Origin of the sequence: Veillonella sp. T14073-2, from assembly GCF_002959875.1 — a bacterium.
Classification (GTDB): domain Bacteria; phylum Bacillota; class Negativicutes; order Veillonellales; family Veillonellaceae; genus Veillonella; species Veillonella infantium.
Genome location: NZ_PPDC01000007.1, coordinates 1 through 17062, shown reverse-complemented (window position 1 = coordinate 17062; position 17062 = coordinate 1). Strand labels below are relative to the sequence as shown.

The following is a 17062-nucleotide window of genomic DNA, read 5'->3' as shown; positions in this document are numbered from 1 at the left end:
GTATAGGCATGTGATGGATATAATCACATGTCTATTTTTTATAAGGAGGACGCTATGCAACACGTTCAAACCCGCAGTACTACGTCCGCGTTAGTACTCACAGCCGTATTGATTGCCCTCGCAACACTGTTTACCATGTACACGAAAATTCCAGTACCTGGCATTCGCGGCTATTTCAATGTTGGAGATGTCGTTATTATGACGTCAGCTCTATTATTAGGTCGAAAATACGGCGCCTATATTGGTGCTATCGGCCCAGCGCTAGCTGATCTATTCCTCGGCTACGTAGTCTTTGTACCTATCACCTTTGTGGTGAAAGGCATTGAAGGCTATCTTGTCGGTACTGTCTATAACCATAAGACAACTACCTCTGCTTTGGTAGCTACTATCCTAGGTGGTATTGTTATCGTAGCAGGCTACTTTATCGCCGAATACTTTGTATTCGATCCAGGTGTAGCCATTGCCGGTATTGTGACTAATACTATTCAAGCCGTTATGAGCGTTATTATTAGCATGATTCTCTATGCTATCTTGCGTAAACGCCTTGGGTAGTAAATTGACAGTCTTTAGAATTCAGACTATACTATAAGTACAAAAGAGCCAATTAACGTGTTCTAGGCGTTAGGCTCATCAAAGAATTACGAATTTGATAAACCTAACGTGTCTAAGTATTGCAGTACTTACTCTTAAACGTTAGGTTTATCTTATTTTGTAACTATTTACTAGTTACTTTTTAAGAATTAACACTACGAGGGTAGCGAATAAAATCATTAATGATAATGCTTCGTATACAGTCATAATGTCACCTCCCTCGAAAAGACGGAGATGAACCTAACTCACGTTAATGGCTCTTTCGTTATTAGTATATAGCGGATTTTGAATATTGAAAAATACGAATTAATTTCGTACAACTTTTACACAAATATAAGGGAGACTTTATCAAAAGTCTCCCTTTGTTAGTTTTAAATAGACTAATATTTATTAATAGATTTTTGGTTGCTGCCTTTCCTTAATTACAGTATGTTTCGTTCTTCAAAGACCGCTTTTACCGTAAATAGTGCATTCAGTACGCGTGGGAATCCCGCATAGGGGATGCAATGTGTGCAGACCTCTACGATTTGCTCAGGTGCGATACCGACATTGAGTGCCGCGTTGGTATGTACTTTCAGCTGTGCCTCGCAACCGCCCAGCGTTAAAAGGGACGCGAGCGTAATCAGTTCCCGTTCCTTGAAGTCCAGGTTGGGGCGCGTATAGATGTCACCGAAAATTTCTACCAATAAATCAGCGATGGCCGGTGAAATTTGCTGGATTGTATTGTACACCTCCTCGCCGTGTAGCCCGTCAATTTGTTTCAATGTGTTCATACCGATGTTAAAACGTGTTTCTTTCATAATTATTACCTCCGTCTAGACGTATGATATATGCTCGAGTATACTTGAGGTCAAGGTGGTGAAAGTATGAAAATTGGTGAATTTTCAAAATTGGTAGGACTGTCCATTTCTACATTGCGATATTATGAGGATCAAGGGTTCCTTCACATCGAGCGACAGAACGGCATTCGCAATTACCATGCGGAGGATGTGGGCTTTGTGCAGTTTATTAAACGCTTGAAAGACATGGGAATGCCGCTGGCGAATATCAAGCGATATGCGGATTTAAGGTATGCCGGAGCTCATACGGTCCATGAAAGAATGACCCTGTTGCAGGAACACTATCAATTTATTGAGGCCGAAATCAAACGATTGGAAGGCTATAAGAACAATCTTGAAGATAAGTTAGAGTTATATGAAACTTTAATAAAGAAAAATGAGATTGATTAGGCTTCTATTGTAGATATTATATAGCCTTTATATAGCTCTTATATCAATATGGTGCCAATGGTTATTATATCAATATAGAATAGAGCTCGGTTTCTAAGGTATGGTATAATACTTTCATTATGTAGTGAGAAAAGGAGATCTAAATGGCAAATTTACCTAACTGCCCTAAGTGCGGCGACGAGTACACATACGAAGATGGTCATATGTTTATCTGCCCTATGTGTGGCAATGAATGGACAGAGGCTGACGCGCAAGCTGCAGCTGAAGCAGGTATCATTCGCGATGCTAACGGCAACGAGTTAGCTGATGGCGATACAGTTGTTGTTGTAAAAGACCTCAAAGTAAAAGGCGCTGGCGTATTGAAACAAGGTACGCGCGTAAAAAATATTCGCCTCATTACAGGCGCTAGCGATGGCCACGATATCGATTGCAAAATCGATGGTTTCGGTGCGATGGCATTGAAATCTGAAATGGTTAAGAAAATCTAATCTAAGGAATCCCTACCGATACGTTCGGTAGGGATTTTTTCATATCATAAATGGTATAATCAACGTATAATGCGTGTAGTGTGAGAGTGTTTAGGCGAGAGGAAACTATGTTAAAACGTGTTGTGTTACTAGCCTTATTGGCTTCTACGATGCGAACTGTTAGTTCTTTGGCAGCTGATTTAAAGCCTACAGATGAGCCTAAGAAAAAATAAAGGAGCACCTATGGAATCTACAAAAGATTTAGAGAAATATACTTATGACCTACTGGCAGAGCGTGGCGTTACGTTAGAGGATATTGCAGAACTCGTTTTATACGTTCAGAAACCGTATATGCCGAATTTAAAGATTGAAGAGTGCCGTGAGCATGTGGCATCCGTGCTTTCAAAACGAGAAGTACACAATGCGATTATTACGGGCATTGAGCTAGATAAGTTAACGGAACAAAATAAATTGTCTCAGCCTTTACAATGCATCGTGGCTAATGATGAAAGCCTCTATGGTATCGATGAAATCTTGGCCTTTTCCATCGTTAATCTGTACGGTTCTATTGGCTTTACGAATTATGGCTATTTAGATAAGGTAAAGCCGGGTATTATTAAGAAACTAGATAGCGAAGAAGGCGGTCGCTGTAATACATTCCTCGATGATCTTGTAGGCGCCGTGGCGGCCGCTGCAGCAGGAAAACTTGCGCATAACGAACCTCATCGGGTGCGCCATGCGTTAGCAGAGGAAAAAGAATAAATGACTGCTATTGATGTTATCTAGAATTAATAGTATAACTAGTAGTGTAGTGAATAATTAATGTATTCTTTGTAGACTATATACAGGAGGAACTATGCAAAAGGTTCTGGTTGTTATCGATATGCAAAAAGACTTCGTAGATGGTGCCCTTGGCTCAGCACAGGCGCAGTTAATCGTAGATAATGTGCGCCAAAAAATTGAGAACTTTGACGGGCCTATTATTTTTACGCGCGATACGCATGATATTAATTATCTTGAAAGCCAAGAGGGCAAGTTCTTGCCTGTTACACATTGCGTGAAGAATACAGAGGGCTGGCATATTGTGAAAGGTTTAATCGAAGCAGCAGAAGGTCGTCCTGTCATGAGCCCTGTATCCTTTATCGATAAGCCAAACTTTGGATCCTTTGAATTATTATCCCGTTTGGAAGGCATGAACTCGGTAAATCCTATTGAGTCTATTACGCTCGTTGGCTTATGTACAGATATTTGCGTTGTTTCTAATGCTATTATACTGAAAGCAGGATTGCCAGAAATCCCTGTTTATGTAGACTCTAGCTGCTGTGCAGGCGTCACAGCAGAGTCTCACCAAGCGGCGTTAACAACGATGAAAATATGTCAATGCATCATTGACTGATCGATCTTATTGTAACTGTACTAGTTTGGAGTACTTGTTGTAGCTATATTAGTTTGAAGTACAAGAGTATATAATGAACTTTAGTATGGATGCGTTCGAGTTGTATATTGTTTAAATTATTTAAAGGCTATAGGTTAACCTATAGCCTTTTTCTATGGGTATTTACATTGATGATTTTCTATATAGAGTGCACAATAAATAAAGAATGATAATTTATATCAATAATGAATAACAGATGCAGGTGCATCGAAACGCTTTCACAAGAACGATACGTACTGATACATATCGTTCGATGCCCTATATTTAAGGAGGACTATTATGAAACCTTTCGAACTTGCACCATTACCGTATGCTTACGATTATCTTGAGCCTGTTATCGATGCAGAAACAATGAAATTGCACCATGATAAGCACCATCAAGCGTATGTTAATAATTTGAACGCTGCTATCGCAAAATATCCTGATCTTGCTTATGGCTGTGTAGACTGCATCCTCGGCGATATCGCTAATGTGCCAGAGGACATCCGTCAAGCAGTTATCAACAACGGTGGCGGTCACAAGAACCACACTATGTTCTGGGAAATTATGACAAAACCAGATACGTCTAAATTGGAAGGCCCTTTGAAAGAGGCTATCGATGCTGAACTTGGTGGCTATGATGCCTTTGTTGAAAGCTTCTCCGCTGCAGCAGCAACACGCTTCGGCTCTGGTTGGGCATGGCTTGTGGTAAACAAAGATGGTAAACTCGAAGTGACATCTACTGCGAATCAAGACAATCCTCTGTTAGAAGGCAAAAAAGCCATTCTTTGCTTAGACGTTTGGGAACATGCATACTACTTGCACTACCAAAACCGTCGCCCGGACTATATCAAGGAATTCTTCCGCGTTATTAACTGGGACAAAGTATCTGAAAACTACGAAAAAGCCTTGAAACCACACCATCAATAAGATAGCTTTTGATATTGGTATATCTCTCAAACTAGTTGATCTCAGAAATATATAAATCTCTCATTTTACTAACTCTCTTAAAATACCAAACCTTTCAAAACTAATAAATCTCTCAGAACTTTCATCTCTCTAAAAACTAGATATATATTTTTAATAGATAACGGATAGTTCATATATTCTCCGCCATGCTTGACTGGAGATGTATTATCTATCCGTTATTTTTATATAAAAATGTTGATATTTTTAGAAAGAACTTTCAAAAGTATAGCCATGGATACAGATTTTATAATCGATATCGTTTATCATAGGGTCATAGGTTATGTTAGATAAACCTTTCACAGTATATATTGCCTTATATACACAGTAGTACGTATAGAGGGCTACTCACATAAGTAATAAACAATATTTTTGACACGAGGGGATCAAAATGGAAAAGAAATTAGATTTATCCAAATCCGTATATGATTTGGTAACAGAATATCCTGAAGTAATAGATATTATGAAGGGTTTAGGGTTCAGCGAAATCACTAATAAGGTGATGTTGAACTCTGTTGGTAAAATCATGACCATCCCGAAAGGGGCTAAAATGAAGGGCGTATCCATGATCGATATCGTGAGCGCATTCATGAAAGCTGGTTTTACCTTGGAAGGTGAAATGCCAAATCTACACGGTGATGAAGCAGCATCTGCTAAGGATGCTCCTGTAGAGACTGCGGCTACTCAAGTAGAGGAGCCTAAAGCTAGCCAACATACAGAAACTAATGAAGAGGACATTGTTACAGATAGCGAACGTGTAGAGCAATTGAAAGGCTTCTTGAAACGGTTAGGAACAGGCGAAGAGCTCGGTTCTGTTCGTGAAGATTTTGCGAGCCAATTCAAACACGTTGAGGCTAGTGAAATCATGAAAGCCGAACAAGGCCTCATGCGCGAAGGTACGCCGTTAGAAGAGGTACAACAATTATGTGACCTTCACTCTGCATTGTTCCATGGCTCTACCATCCATGAACAGATGGAGGCAGAACATGCTAAGGTTGAGGCTGTATTAGAAGCTCAAGAAAAGAGTAAGAGCGTTGTGGCTTTGGTAGAGACTGTAGGTCATCCTTTAAACCAATTAACAGAGGAAAATAAAGCCCTTGATGAGTTGATTGAGTCTATTCGTCCTAAAGTAGCAGATAAAACAGCAACTATTGATGATGTAAATACAGTTCGCCAAGTATCTGTTCATTATGCTAAAAAAGGCGATTTATTATACCCAAAATTGAAGGTAGATTATGCAATTGGCGGCCCATCCATGGTTATGTGGACTGTTGATGGCGACATCCGTGACCAATTGGGTGACTTGGCAAAATCTAGTCAAAGTGTAGATGATTGGTATAGACGTTTTGATGAGCTTCTTACACGTGCTCAAGAAATGATCTACAAAGAACAAAATATCTTGTTCCCAATCTGTGCAGAGAATTTCAGCAAGGAAGATTGGTACCAAATCTACAAAGATACAGCACAATATGAAGAAATCTTTGGTGTTGAACGTATTGCTTGGCCTGAGGCTGATGCGGTATTAGCTACACAAACTACAAAACCAAGTGGTGATGACAATGCTATCGGTTTAATTGGCGGTACTTTAACTGTAGACCAACTAGATGCTATGCTCAATACAATGCCAATGGAAGTAACCTTCGTTGACCATGAAGACATCAACCGTTACTTCAATGATGGTGAAAAGGTATTTAAACGTCCTACTACAGCAATTGGTCGTGATGTGTACTCCTGCCATCCACCAAAGGTAGAACCGATTGTACGTGGTATTATCGACTCCTTCCGCAAAGGTGACCGCGATAATGTGGCAGTATGGCTTGAAAAACAAGGTCGTCCATTCTATGTAAACTACATGGCTGTACGTGATCAAAACAATAACTATATTGGTACATTAGAACTCGTACAAGACATGCAATTTGCAAAGGAACATTTCGCTAGAATTAAGTAAAAACTAGTGTAATACTAGTTGTGTGATACAGTGAAACTTTGATACAAAAAGGCTGCTCTAACATTGAATGATGCTAGAGCAGCCTCTTTTATTGTTTTATTTGTACGAAATGAATTCTTTAATATGATTAATGTATTTTCTGATGAGAGGTTCCTATTAAGGGAGTACGTACTTGATAATATTATGGGTAGCAGTCTTAATATTTTCAAGGCTAGTAGCCAAGTTTAGGCGTACAAAGGTGATGTAGTTTTCGCCGCCAAACCATTCGCCAAAGCTTGGTGCGATACGGCATTTATTTTCGAATAAGTCGTGCATATCTTCAGCTTTAACATAGGCACCAAAATCAATCCATGCTAAATAGGTGCCGTCCATAGGGCTGATGTGGATTTGTGGTAATGCCGTACAAAGCTCTCGGCACAGATATTCATAATTTTCACGTATAACAGCCAGTACATCTGTGAGCCATGCCTCCGCCTCTGGATGTGTGTAGGCTGCGGCGATGGCCGTTTCGGCAATAACGTCGGAGTCCGTATGGTACACTTGAGTTTTATAGGCATTGTATTGGCCCCTCAGTTTTTCGTTTGGGATGATAACCTCTGCGTGATGCAAGCTAGCCATATTAAACGATTTTGACAGGGAAGACATAGCAATAATGTTATCCGCATAGGCACCGCTAGCTACTGCTAGAGCCGATGTAAATGGTGTTGAACCTGTGATGAGGTCCTGATGGATTTCGTCGCTGATGATGAGCACCTTATGTCGCTCACAAATGTTAAATAACCGAGCCATCTCATTTTCTGTCCATACGTGACCTACAGGATTATGAGGATTGCAGTGAATGAATAGTTTAACATCGTGCTTGGTAATCGCCGTTTCAAAGGCCTCGTAATCTACGGTGTAGCGATTATCGTCACTGCGTTTCATAGGAATAGCGATGATTTGGCGCTGTGCATCGTTGGCGCTCGTATCAAAGGCGCCGTACACAGGACTTAGAACGGCAATGGCATCATTTGGTTTTGTGAAAGCCCCAATACACCACATAATGCCTGTAATGACATTTGGAGCGCTAGTGAGCCAGTCTTTGGAAAGTATACAGTTGTGGCGCCGCTTATACCAACTCATGACGGCTTCTATATAATTCGGATTTGTCATGGTATAGCCCAAAGGGTTAGCTTTCACATAGTTACAAATAGCATCTTGAATACATTGAGGGGGCATAAAGTCCATATCAGCCACCCATAGGGGTAATAAATCGGTGCGGCAAAATTTTAAGTGCTCGCCGTCCCATTTGCGAGAATGGGAACCGCGGCGATCTATATAGTATGTTTCAGTAAAGTCTATTGTGTTCATAGTGAACCTCTATACGTGTATGTTAATGTGGTGGGAATTAATTACTTTATCTATTATCAGTATACATACATAGATGTATAAGTAAATATACACTTAGAAAATGGTGTTACTGCATCCTTCTTTTCTATGCAATCCTTGCATGAATAGGGGCTATATTGGTATACAAAAGGTGCTATATTTGCTTGACTGTTGGGACTTTCACAATTTAGAATATACTATAGAATAGTGTGTGTCTGACCAGTGACCACACGTCTATCGAATGGTTACAAAAGATAAATCTTAGCAGCATGTGGCGGCATCCCTATGTGAGAGGGCTCATCGGATTGCTCAGGTACATGCAACGCTGTATAAGTATAGTACTGGATCCTTGTTAGGAGGCATGTGCCATGAGTAACGAATTAAAACCACTACATTTTGATGCGGATTATACAATGGAGGAAGCGCTCGCTGAGGCGAAACGTTGTCTGAATTGTCCAAAACCATTGTGCCGTATGGGTTGCCCTATTGAAAACGAAATCCCTCGTTTTATCCAAGCTATTGCGCACGGTAACTTCGGTTTAGCCAACGATATCTTGGCAGAACGGACCAATTTGCCATCCATTTGTGGTCGCGTATGTCCGCGCGAAAACCAATGCGAAGGTAACTGTATCATGAATAAGGCGAAGAAACCGCCTATCAATATCGGTAAATTGGAACGCTTTGCTGCTGATTTTGAAAGCATCAATGAACTTCGCAAACCTAAGAAAATCAAACAAGATCTTGGTAAGGTTGCCGTTGTAGGTTCCGGTCCTGCAGGCTTGTCCGTAGCCGGCGATATCGCTAAACTTGGCTATGATGTAACTGTATTTGAAGGCCAATCGGAACCAGGTGGTGTACTTTTATTCGGTATTCCTGAATTCCGTTTGTCTAAATCCGTTGTACGTCGTGAAATCGCACGTCTTGAAGGTTTAGGGGTTAAATTCGTATGTAATACATTTATCGGTCAAGATAAAACATTGGATGAACTCTTCGCTGAAGGCTTTGATACCATCTTTATCGGTACTGGTACTCATATTCCTCAAGAAGTACGTATGGAAAATGATGAAGTGCACGGTGTATTCCAAGCGATGTACTTGTTGACTAATGTACAATTAGTAGAAAATGGCGAGCTTGACAAGGATCAAATTCCTGTTAAAAAAGGCGACCGTGTTATCATCATTGGCGGCGGTAACGTAGCGATGGATGCGGCTCGTACATGCGTACGTTTAGGCTGTGAATCCGTAACTGTAGCATATCGTCGTAGCCAAGAACAAATGCCAGCACTATTGTCTGAATACGAAGAAGCACGTGCTGAAGGCGTTCAATTCCAATGGTTCGCTTCTCCAGTAGGTGTAGAAGGTAAAGATAAAGTAGAAGGCTTTAAATACGAAGTGATGGCTCTTAACGAAGATGGTGCTGGTATCCACGGTACTGGTAACTTCCAAGTTATGCCTGTAGATAAAATCATCATCGCTGCTGGCCACAAACCAAATGCACGTCTTATCGGCGAAGGTAATAACTTGAAAGTAGACGAAAAAGGCTACATCATTACTTCAGAAGATCCATACGGTATGACTAACCGTAAAGGCGTATTCGCTGGCGGCGACGTTGTACATAAACCTGCTACTGTAGTATTGGCAATGCGCGAAGCTAAAAGAGCCGTTGACGGCATGGTTAAATACATGGAAATCAAAAAAGCTCAAGAAAGTGCTAATCAATAATCTTATAGAGACAATCAAAGGGGATTATACTAAGTATAGTCCCCTTTTTACTATAAGGATTTGATAATTATATTGTTTTAATAGTGTTTTATTATTGGTTTCAGTTTACGGTCAAAGTAGAGGGGCATATATATATGTGCCTATTATGATGTAGGCTAATCTAGTGTGATATTAGAATTCAAATTTGCGTTTCCTGCATAGATGATGTATAGAAATTACGATACATGCTTATAAAACGTGAGTTTATCGAGTACAATGCCTGTATTTTTAGTCTTAATTATCTCTAGATATACTAAAATTCCACGAATTGATGAAATCGGACATAACTTAATAGACGTAGAAAAAAGCCTTAATAGAACTAATCTGAATGTTAGTTTTTATTAAGGCTTTTGCGTTATTGCTTTTCAACTGCTACTATGCAGGGATGGCGCCGAGCCGTATAGTAAAGGCATAACCATGTGTTGAGTGTGAAAGTAGATAGAGGTTGCTATGAATCCTATCCTATATTGTCGTGATATACAGGTTCGACAAGAAGTTCACAAGCTAGGAGTATTAATTTTGCTTTGGCGTAGACAATTGGGCATGACACAGTATCAATTAGCAGATAAATCAGGTCTAGCTCAATCTTATATAAGTGATCTTGAAAGTGGTGCTATAGACCCTAGATGGTCTACGATTTATAGAGTCGTCAATGGCCTAGGGCAATTGAGTGTTCAAGACTTTCTCAATGGACCACAAGCTATTAGAAGCCTAAAGCTTCATTGATGATAATGACTTCCATGGTTTGCATGTTACGCATCTTTTTATAGTAAATCGTTAATGCATTACATATACGATCTGGCGAGCCACAGTCGTAGCATTTCTCCTCCAAGGTAGCACACGGATTGAGAGAACTCTTTTTGTTTTTCTTACTGTTAAGTGGTGCTGCTACGTTTCGTGCACGATAAATAGCGGAGGCTAAATCTGGGGTAATCTTGTTAATACCCAATACGAAGAATACCTCTTGAGAGCCAAATAAGGAGGCTGCTACACGATTACCTGTACCGTCGATATTCACCATCTCTCCCGTTTGTGAAAGGGCGTTTACAGAGGTGAGGAATACATCGCGGCCCATGGTGCGTAACGCCGTATCGCGGAAGCTTTCACCAGGAAGGGGACGCTGAATATCTGTTATGTCCTCGTTGACCTCAGATAAAGCATCATGAACACCTATTTCTAATAAAGTGCGAGAATCGCCGATGGCTACACATTTGTTTTGGATGCGGTTTTTTAGATACGTAACGGCTTCGGCGCCCGTTTCAAAATAATGAACTACGAATTTATTGCGCTCTAAAGCTTTGATCGTTTTCTCTATATCGATGGGGGTATCGTTGTTTTGAGGATTGATAACTGCGTTAATCGTCGTTTCTGTATTGGCCATGAGTCCTCCTGAATAGGTGTTTGTGATTAGAAGCTAATGTTTCGATTAGTAGTGTTTGCTATTTACTATTGTATCGTTTTATAGGCTTAGAGTTCAATGAAAGCTATATATCTTCCTTGGTATAAGAACAAATAGAGGTGAGGTATTATAATTTATTAGATTAATTATAGGAATAAAATCCAAATTATGTATCTATACAATAAAACTTTGGAATGAAATCCAACTTTGTGGTAAGATTAGTATAAAGTTGGAATGGAATCCAAGTTTTGTAGGTAGTCGATATGATGACTGACAATAACAGTAATTGGGTTCCATCTATGAGCAAGTACATAGATGAGGAGGCCCTTATGAAGTTGATTCAGCGCCATGGGTATATAGAGTTTTTACGACGGAATCGTGAACGGTCTATTATTAAAGTCGTTTCTGGCATACGTCGTTGCGGTAAATCGACATTATTTCGTCTGTTTAAGGATGAGCTACTAGCAGAGGGCGTAAAACCGGAACAGATTATATCTATAAATTTTGAGGAGTTAGAATACGAACCTTTACGAGAGTATCATGCGCTGTATCAATATATATTAAATCAAATGCAGCCTAATCAAATAAACTATATTTTTCTTGATGAGATTCAACATGTCGATCAATTTCATCGTGTTGTAGATAGCCTATTTGTAAAAGAGAACACGGATATTTATATTACAGGTTCAAATGCATATTTTATGTCTTCTGATACTGCTACACTATTGACTGGTCGATATGTAGAAATTCAGATGTTACCATTATCCTTTGCTGAATTTTACTATAGCAAATATGAAGAACAGCAGTACTCCTTGATTCCTGCCTACGAGGCGTATCTTCGTGAAAGTTCCTTCCCTTATACACAACAATTAGGGGGAGAGGATTTTGATATTCAAGAATATCTTCGCGGTTTATATAGTACCTTGTTGTTACATGATGTTGTGGCTCGATTAAAGATTAATGATGTTACAATTTTACAAGATATTGTACGCTATATGATGGCAAATGTAGGTAGTTTACTTTCACCAAATAAAATAGCTAAATCTCTTGTTAGTGCGGGCCGAAAGATTGATAATAAAACGGTAGAACGATATCTACAAGGGTTACAAGATAGTTTGTTATTATACAAGGTAAATCGCTATGATGTACGAGGTAAAGAATTACTACGCATTAATGCGAAATATTATAGTGTTGATGCAACCTTGAGGAATTTGATTGTTGGCAATACAAGTCGCGATACAGGTCATATATTAGAAAATATTGTTTTTCTAGAACTCATACGTCGTGGATATGCTGTATATGTAGGTCAGCTAGCTAAGGGTGAAATTGATTTTGTCGCAGAAAAAGCCGGCATTATTGAATACTATCAGGTTAGTGAAACTGTGCTCGATCCAAATACGTTAAACCGTGAACTGGCGCCTCTTGAGGCTATTAATGACCAATATCCTAAGTTTTTGCTCACCTTGGATGAATTAAATAAAAATGCAAATTATGACGGAATTCAACAACGAAATGTTTTAGAATGGTTGTTAGAGAGCTGTTAACTTGCTATAATAATAGTATTGATATGGCATAAGCCAATGTTAAGGAGGCAAAAATCGTGGATTTAATTCAAAAATTAAAAGACCAAGTAAAACCATTAGGTAAAAAAATTGTGTTGCCAGAATACAAAGATGAACGCGTATTGAAAGCAACTGAAATCATTTTGAAAGAAGGTTTCGTAACACCTGTATTAGTAGGTAACCCAGCTGAAATCGCAGAAGCTGCTAAAGCTGTTGGCGTATCCGTAGAAGGTGCTGAAATCATCGATCCAGCTAACTACGATCGTTACCAAGAAATGGTTGATACATTCGTAGAATTGCGCGCTAAAAAAGGTATGACTCCTGAAAAAGCTGACGCAACTATGAAAGGTGACTGCTTATTCTTCGGCGCTATGCTTGTTCGTCTTGGCGCAGTAGATGGTATGGTTGCTGGTTCCGGTTGCCCAACTGCAAACGTATTGCGTGCTGCATTACAAGTTGTAGGTACTAAACCAGGTCTTAAAACTGTATCTTCTTCCATGTTCATGTTTACAAGCAAAAAAGAATATGGCGACGACGGTATGCTCGTATTCTCCGACTGCGGCGTATTGCCTAACCCAACTAGCGAACAATTGGCTGATATCGCAGAATCCACTGTAGAAAAAGCTCGCAAAGTTGTTGGCATGGCTGATCCTCGCGTATCCATGTTATCCTTCTCCACAAAAGGTTCCGCTTCTACTCCAGAAGTAGATAAAGTGGTTGAAGCTGTTAACATCTTGAAAGAACGCAACGTTGACTTCAAATTCGACGGCGAATTACAATTGGATGCTTCCATCGTTCCTTCCGTAGCAGAAAAGAAAGCTCCTGGTTCCAACGTAGCTGGTAAAGCTAACATTTTGATTTTCCCTGATCTTCAAGCTGCTAACATTGGTTACAAATTGGTACAACGCTTCTCCGGCGCTGACGCTCTTGGCCCATTGATTCAAGGTTTGGCTAAACCAGTTCATGACCTTTCCCGTGGCTGCTCTGCTCAAGACGTTGTAGACGTTGCGGCTATTGCTGCTGTTGAAAGCATCTAATTTCAACTAAAACTTCATTTGAAACTTTTCAATGAAATAGAAAAAGCTGATTCTTCGGAATCAGCTTTTTTGTTATTGTCTTTAGACTGGTTCGCGACGTAGTCGCGAATCATTAAACCACCCGCTATGCGGGTGCGGCAACGAAAGTTATACAAAAAAATCACCTTGCTTAAGTATAATGTAGGTGTTCAAGCCGCATTATATGCAAAAGAAAGGTGATTTTATATGGCAACAAAGACACAGAGCCTTGCGCACACAAAATGGTTATGCAAATACCACATAGTATTTACACCTAAGTATAGACGTAAAGTTATATATAATCAATACAGAAATAGTTTACGTGAAATACTGAGACGTTTGTGTGAATATAAGGGCGTCAAGATTATAGAGGGGGAGCTTATGGCAGATCATGTGCATATGCTAGTATTAATCCCACCTAAAATATCAGTTTCATCTTTTATGGGATATCTAAAGGGTAAAAGTGCACTAATGATGTTCGATAAACACGCAAACTTAAAGTATAAATTTGGAAATAGACACTTTTGGTCCGAGGGATATTATGTAAGTACGGTAGGTTTAAATGAAGCTACCGTAAAAAAATATATACGTGAGCAAGAGTTACATGACCAGATGAAAGATAAACTTAGTGTAAAAGAATATGAGGACCCTTTTAAGGGTAGCAAGTAATACATATCCCCTTTAAGGGGAGCGTTACGAGTCAATGGCTATGCGGCTTGAACGTAGTGAAAGCCAGCGCCTTTAGACGCTGGCCTAGTACTACGGGCTTATAGCTCGTGAGCAAACCACCCGTTTTACGGGTGGTTCTGATTTTATACAGATATTGTTTGATATCTTTTGTAAATATATCTATTGTAAATATATTTGCGAAAGCATATAGTGTTTCTAAGTTAATTAAGAAGATAGATTGTCAGAAAAATATAGTAGTTGTTTAAACTTATATAGAAGGTGTATGATTAAGTTGATAATATTTGATTAATATATTTAATCAATGCTTGCGTGAATACACTTGATATGCACAAGTGTAATTGTGTTTAGAGTCGTAAAAAGGAGAGGACTATGATTTCTGTATTCGACACAAATCCTGTTGTTTTTGAAAGTAATGATCGTACTTTAACAATTAGTTATAATGGTGTGCTCTGTAAAGATGCAAATGGACAGGTTATCACTGACATTGATTTTGAAGATGTAAATGAGCTATATCTTATGAGATATTTAAATTCAAACGGTAATTATTCTATTCTCTTTAGAGATCACAACTGGAAAAATATTGAAGGCCAAGATTTAGATACGGACCGCACAGAATCTAATACTGGTCACAACATTCGTGAAACAAAAGCGATTCTTGCAGCCTTTGCTCGAAATAAATTGACCGCAGATTTTCCTGCGAACTTAGATACTCTTCAATTACCATTAGACTCTTCCTTTATGGGTAAACGAGAAATTACCATTAAAAACGGCGTTATCTCTAATGGTAAGGTAGATATTCCTATTAAAGATATTCGTCGCGTAGTATGTGCATCTAATGGCACGATTAGCAAGCTTTTAGTATACAAGGAAGAAAAGCCTAGCTCTTTCCTTAAAAAGATGTTTGACTCTCCTGATATGAAAATCACGTTGAACGCCATTACGTTGCCGTTATTGGAAGCCATTGTAACGCGCAATACAGGCCATGGTATTGACTTCAGTCGTGGTAACGGGTTTGACCAAAAAGATTCCAACTATATCATCATTCGTTATCTTGATTCTGGATTCTTCCTTGAGAAAGATGGCACAGCACCTACAGAATGGCAAAAAACTGCCGCTGAAACAACAGCTAAATTTGGCTATGATGTAAAAACATTGTTATAATATTGGCTACCAAAACGACTTAGTACAATAATTATAATATGTTAAAACTACATTACAGATAGAATAAATAGAGTGTATTTGTGCTTGTAAAAGCGTAAATACACTCTATTTTTATGTCTTTTCATCCATTATTTTCACAGATTTACAAATTTGTGCAGTTCTTTCTTGAATGGAATATATTAGTGATTGTTGAGAAAGACAATTTTCGATATAGTATAGTTATAAGGTAGAAATACCTTGGATATTAAGACATGTAGAATTTTAAATGATGATAATATCTATTATATGAATATTTTTAGGAGGCATATTATGACTGTATATAATTATTCCTTACTCAATAAAGCTGGTGGAGAGCAAAGCTTAAAAGATTTTGAAGGTAAAGTGCTTGTGATTGTTAATACGGCTAGTAAATGTGGTTTTACTCATCAATATGAAGCTTTAGAGGCTCTTTATAAGAAATATAAAGATCAAGGATTAGAGATTATCGCTGTTCCATCTAACCAATTTGGGGAAGAAGAACCTGGTTCTAATAGTGAAATCCAATCCTTCTGTAAGTTAAATTACGGTGTTACCTTCCCTGTAATGGGAAAAGCAGATGTGCGTGATGAAAGTGCACTAGACCTTTTCAAATATATGATTAAAGCGCAACCGTTCCAAGGTTTCCCACCGAGTGATAGGACGGAAATGCTTACGGATTATCTTAATGGTATTGACACTAATTATCTTAATGATGATGAAGTAAAGTGGAACTTTACTAAATTTGTCATAGACCGTCAAGGCAAGGTGGTAGGTCGCTTTGAGCCTGTTGTAAAACCGGCTGAAATGGAAACCTTCATCAAAGAACTGCTATAATTTAATAAGCATAATTAGCAATTCTTATAATTACTAGCTTCTATAATTTTTGTTATAGAAAATAAAACTGATAGCCTAAAAGATCTGAACCCAATTTGGGGAGAGAGATAATTAAGATATTCTTTGGGGATGAGTTCGGTATTCTGCCGAACTCATTCTTTTTGTACGCCGAATAGGCATGACTAAACCCCCAGTTAAACTGGGGGTCAATAAAAATTTCTTAGAGAAAAGGAAAGAACCTCCTAGTGATAAAATGAAGTTGGTCTGGCAACCACAACATTTTAATATAGGAGGTTCAATGTCAATGAATGACGTAAAAAGCTTATCACATAGTAAATGGAGATGCAAATATCATATTGTTTTTGCTCCAAAGTATAGAAGACAAATAATTTATGGTCGGATAAAAGCTGATGTAGGTAAAATTTTAAGAGATTTATGTAAGAGAAAGAATGTAGAGATTATAGAGGCGGAATGCTGTCCGGATCATATTCATATGCTAGTAACGATACTACCACATTTAAGCGTATCGAGTTTTATGGGATATTTAAAAAGCAAAAGTAGACTCATGATATTCGATAAACACGCAAATTTAAAATATAT

19 protein-coding genes are annotated in these 17062 nt (G+C 38.8%); 15 read left to right on the top strand and 4 right to left on the bottom strand.

The genetic code is table 11. From position 1 onward, the window contains the following. Positions 1-54 precede the first annotated feature (54 nt). A complete protein-coding gene (locus tag VCHSUH04_RS07560) occupies positions 55-552 on the top strand; it encodes an ECF transporter S component (RefSeq protein WP_105086033.1) in 498 nt (165 codons plus the stop codon). A 174-nt stretch (positions 553-726) separates the two neighbouring features. Here the strand turns inward: VCHSUH04_RS07560 and VCHSUH04_RS10445 are convergent, their stop codons facing one another. Beyond that, positions 727-798 (bottom strand): putative holin-like toxin, encoded by a 72-nt coding sequence (locus tag VCHSUH04_RS10445; RefSeq protein ID WP_219565824.1) that lies wholly within the window; start codon positions 796-798, stop codon positions 727-729. A gap of 215 nt (positions 799-1013) precedes the next feature. Next, positions 1014-1391 carry a carboxymuconolactone decarboxylase family protein gene (locus VCHSUH04_RS07555; RefSeq protein ID WP_105086032.1) on the bottom strand — a complete coding sequence of 126 codons (378 nt, stop codon included), beginning with the start codon at positions 1389-1391 and terminating at the stop codon, positions 1014-1016. Positions 1392-1457: 66 nt separating this feature from the next. Between VCHSUH04_RS07555 and VCHSUH04_RS07550 the strand changes: the two genes are divergently transcribed. The 6 genes from VCHSUH04_RS07550 to VCHSUH04_RS07525 all read left to right on the top strand — a co-directional run bounded on the left by VCHSUH04_RS07550 (position 1458) and on the right by VCHSUH04_RS07525 (position 6615). Continuing rightward, entirely contained in the window at positions 1458-1820 is a 363-nt protein-coding gene (locus tag VCHSUH04_RS07550) for a MerR family transcriptional regulator (protein WP_105086031.1), read from the top strand. A 143-nt stretch (positions 1821-1963) separates the two neighbouring features. Beyond that, complete coding sequence (locus tag VCHSUH04_RS07545; RefSeq protein ID WP_105086030.1) at positions 1964-2308, top strand: zinc ribbon domain-containing protein YjdM; 345 nt, start codon at positions 1964-1966, stop codon at positions 2306-2308. 222 nt (positions 2309-2530) lie between these two features. Continuing rightward, the gene (locus VCHSUH04_RS07540) at positions 2531-3049 is read left to right on the top strand and encodes a phosphatidylglycerophosphatase A (protein ID WP_105086029.1); all 519 of its coding nucleotides are present in this window, start codon (positions 2531-2533) and stop codon (positions 3047-3049) included. A gap of 94 nt (positions 3050-3143) precedes the next feature. Further along, the gene (locus tag VCHSUH04_RS07535; protein WP_105086028.1) at positions 3144-3683 is read left to right on the top strand and encodes a cysteine hydrolase family protein; all 540 of its coding nucleotides are present in this window, start codon (positions 3144-3146) and stop codon (positions 3681-3683) included. Between the two features lie 318 nt (positions 3684-4001). Then, the gene (locus VCHSUH04_RS07530) at positions 4002-4631 is read left to right on the top strand and encodes a superoxide dismutase (protein ID WP_105086027.1); all 630 of its coding nucleotides are present in this window, start codon (positions 4002-4004) and stop codon (positions 4629-4631) included. 427 nt (positions 4632-5058) lie between these two features. Then, positions 5059-6615 (top strand): DUF438 domain-containing protein, encoded by a 1557-nt coding sequence (locus VCHSUH04_RS07525; protein ID WP_105086026.1) that lies wholly within the window; start codon positions 5059-5061, stop codon positions 6613-6615. A 156-nt stretch (positions 6616-6771) separates the two neighbouring features. Here the strand turns inward: VCHSUH04_RS07525 and VCHSUH04_RS07520 are convergent, their stop codons facing one another. Then, the gene (locus tag VCHSUH04_RS07520) at positions 6772-7965 is read right to left on the bottom strand and encodes a MalY/PatB family protein (RefSeq protein ID WP_105086025.1); all 1194 of its coding nucleotides are present in this window, start codon (positions 7963-7965) and stop codon (positions 6772-6774) included. A 386-nt stretch (positions 7966-8351) separates the two neighbouring features. On the opposite strand from VCHSUH04_RS07520, the gene VCHSUH04_RS07515 reads away from it, so the two are divergent. Together VCHSUH04_RS07515 and VCHSUH04_RS07510 are read left to right on the top strand one after the other, a co-directional pair. After that, a complete protein-coding gene (locus tag VCHSUH04_RS07515) occupies positions 8352-9704 on the top strand; it encodes an NAD(P)-dependent oxidoreductase (protein ID WP_105086024.1) in 1353 nt (450 codons plus the stop codon). Between the two features lie 489 nt (positions 9705-10193). Next, on the top strand, positions 10194-10469 hold the full coding sequence (locus VCHSUH04_RS07510) for a helix-turn-helix domain-containing protein (RefSeq protein WP_105086023.1): 276 nt from the start codon (positions 10194-10196) through the stop codon (positions 10467-10469). Here VCHSUH04_RS07510 and VCHSUH04_RS07505 read toward each other — a convergent pair. Next, positions 10447-11124, bottom strand: coding sequence for a lactate utilization protein (locus VCHSUH04_RS07505; RefSeq protein WP_105086022.1), 678 nt, complete (start codon positions 11122-11124; stop codon positions 10447-10449). The genes VCHSUH04_RS07510 and VCHSUH04_RS07505 overlap by 23 nt on opposite strands. Before the next feature lie 347 nt (positions 11125-11471). Here VCHSUH04_RS07505 and VCHSUH04_RS07500 point away from each other — a divergent pair, with 347 nt between their 5' ends. The 6 genes from VCHSUH04_RS07500 to tnpA (VCHSUH04_RS07475) all read left to right on the top strand — a co-directional run. Continuing rightward, positions 11472-12686, top strand: a complete 1215-nt coding sequence (locus tag VCHSUH04_RS07500) for an ATP-binding protein (RefSeq protein WP_105086021.1) — start codon at positions 11472-11474, stop codon at positions 12684-12686. Positions 12687-12742: 56 nt separating this feature from the next. Further along, entirely contained in the window at positions 12743-13741 is a 999-nt protein-coding gene (pta, locus tag VCHSUH04_RS07495; RefSeq protein WP_005378201.1) for a phosphate acetyltransferase, read from the top strand. A 225-nt stretch (positions 13742-13966) separates the two neighbouring features. After that, complete coding sequence (gene tnpA, locus VCHSUH04_RS07490; RefSeq protein ID WP_005380067.1) at positions 13967-14428, top strand: IS200/IS605 family transposase; 462 nt, start codon at positions 13967-13969, stop codon at positions 14426-14428. A 390-nt stretch (positions 14429-14818) separates the two neighbouring features. Further along, entirely contained in the window at positions 14819-15610 is a 792-nt protein-coding gene (locus tag VCHSUH04_RS07485) for an HAD hydrolase family protein (protein ID WP_105086020.1), read from the top strand. Between the two features lie 309 nt (positions 15611-15919). Beyond that, on the top strand, positions 15920-16462 hold the full coding sequence (locus VCHSUH04_RS07480; protein WP_105086019.1) for a glutathione peroxidase: 543 nt from the start codon (positions 15920-15922) through the stop codon (positions 16460-16462). 304 nt (positions 16463-16766) lie between these two features. Continuing rightward, positions 16767-17062: IS200/IS605 family transposase (gene tnpA, locus VCHSUH04_RS07475; RefSeq protein WP_146104567.1), on the top strand; the 296-nt coding region annotated here is incomplete at its 3' end.

Bases quoted from the DNA above. Each gene is read 5' to 3' on its own strand.
- VCHSUH04_RS07555 (WP_105086032.1), bottom strand. From the start codon at position 1,391: ATGAAAGAAACACGTTTTAACATCGGTATGAACACATTGAAACAAATT.
- VCHSUH04_RS07505 (WP_105086022.1), bottom strand. From the start codon at position 11,124: ATGGCCAATACAGAAACGACGATTAACGCAGTTATCAATCCTCAAAAC.
- VCHSUH04_RS07525 (WP_105086026.1), top strand. From the start codon at position 5,059: ATGGAAAAGAAATTAGATTTATCCAAATCCGTATATGATTTGGTAACA.
- VCHSUH04_RS07530 (WP_105086027.1), top strand. From the start codon at position 4,002: ATGAAACCTTTCGAACTTGCACCATTACCGTATGCTTACGATTATCTT.
- VCHSUH04_RS07480 (WP_105086019.1), top strand. From the start codon at position 15,920: ATGACTGTATATAATTATTCCTTACTCAATAAAGCTGGTGGAGAGCAA.
- VCHSUH04_RS07520 (WP_105086025.1), bottom strand. From the start codon at position 7,965: ATGAACACAATAGACTTTACTGAAACATACTATATAGATCGCCGCGGT.
- VCHSUH04_RS07550 (WP_105086031.1), top strand. From the start codon at position 1,458: ATGAAAATTGGTGAATTTTCAAAATTGGTAGGACTGTCCATTTCTACA.
- VCHSUH04_RS07560 (WP_105086033.1), top strand. From the start codon at position 55: ATGCAACACGTTCAAACCCGCAGTACTACGTCCGCGTTAGTACTCACA.
- VCHSUH04_RS07545 (WP_105086030.1), top strand. From the start codon at position 1,964: ATGGCAAATTTACCTAACTGCCCTAAGTGCGGCGACGAGTACACATAC.
- VCHSUH04_RS07540 (WP_105086029.1), top strand. From the start codon at position 2,531: ATGGAATCTACAAAAGATTTAGAGAAATATACTTATGACCTACTGGCA.
- VCHSUH04_RS07500 (WP_105086021.1), top strand. From the start codon at position 11,472: ATGAAGTTGATTCAGCGCCATGGGTATATAGAGTTTTTACGACGGAAT.
- VCHSUH04_RS07535 (WP_105086028.1), top strand. From the start codon at position 3,144: ATGCAAAAGGTTCTGGTTGTTATCGATATGCAAAAAGACTTCGTAGAT.
- tnpA (WP_005380067.1), top strand. From the start codon at position 13,967: ATGGCAACAAAGACACAGAGCCTTGCGCACACAAAATGGTTATGCAAA.
- VCHSUH04_RS07510 (WP_105086023.1), top strand. From the start codon at position 10,194: ATGAATCCTATCCTATATTGTCGTGATATACAGGTTCGACAAGAAGTT.
- VCHSUH04_RS07515 (WP_105086024.1), top strand. From the start codon at position 8,352: ATGAGTAACGAATTAAAACCACTACATTTTGATGCGGATTATACAATG.
- VCHSUH04_RS07485 (WP_105086020.1), top strand. From the start codon at position 14,819: ATGATTTCTGTATTCGACACAAATCCTGTTGTTTTTGAAAGTAATGAT.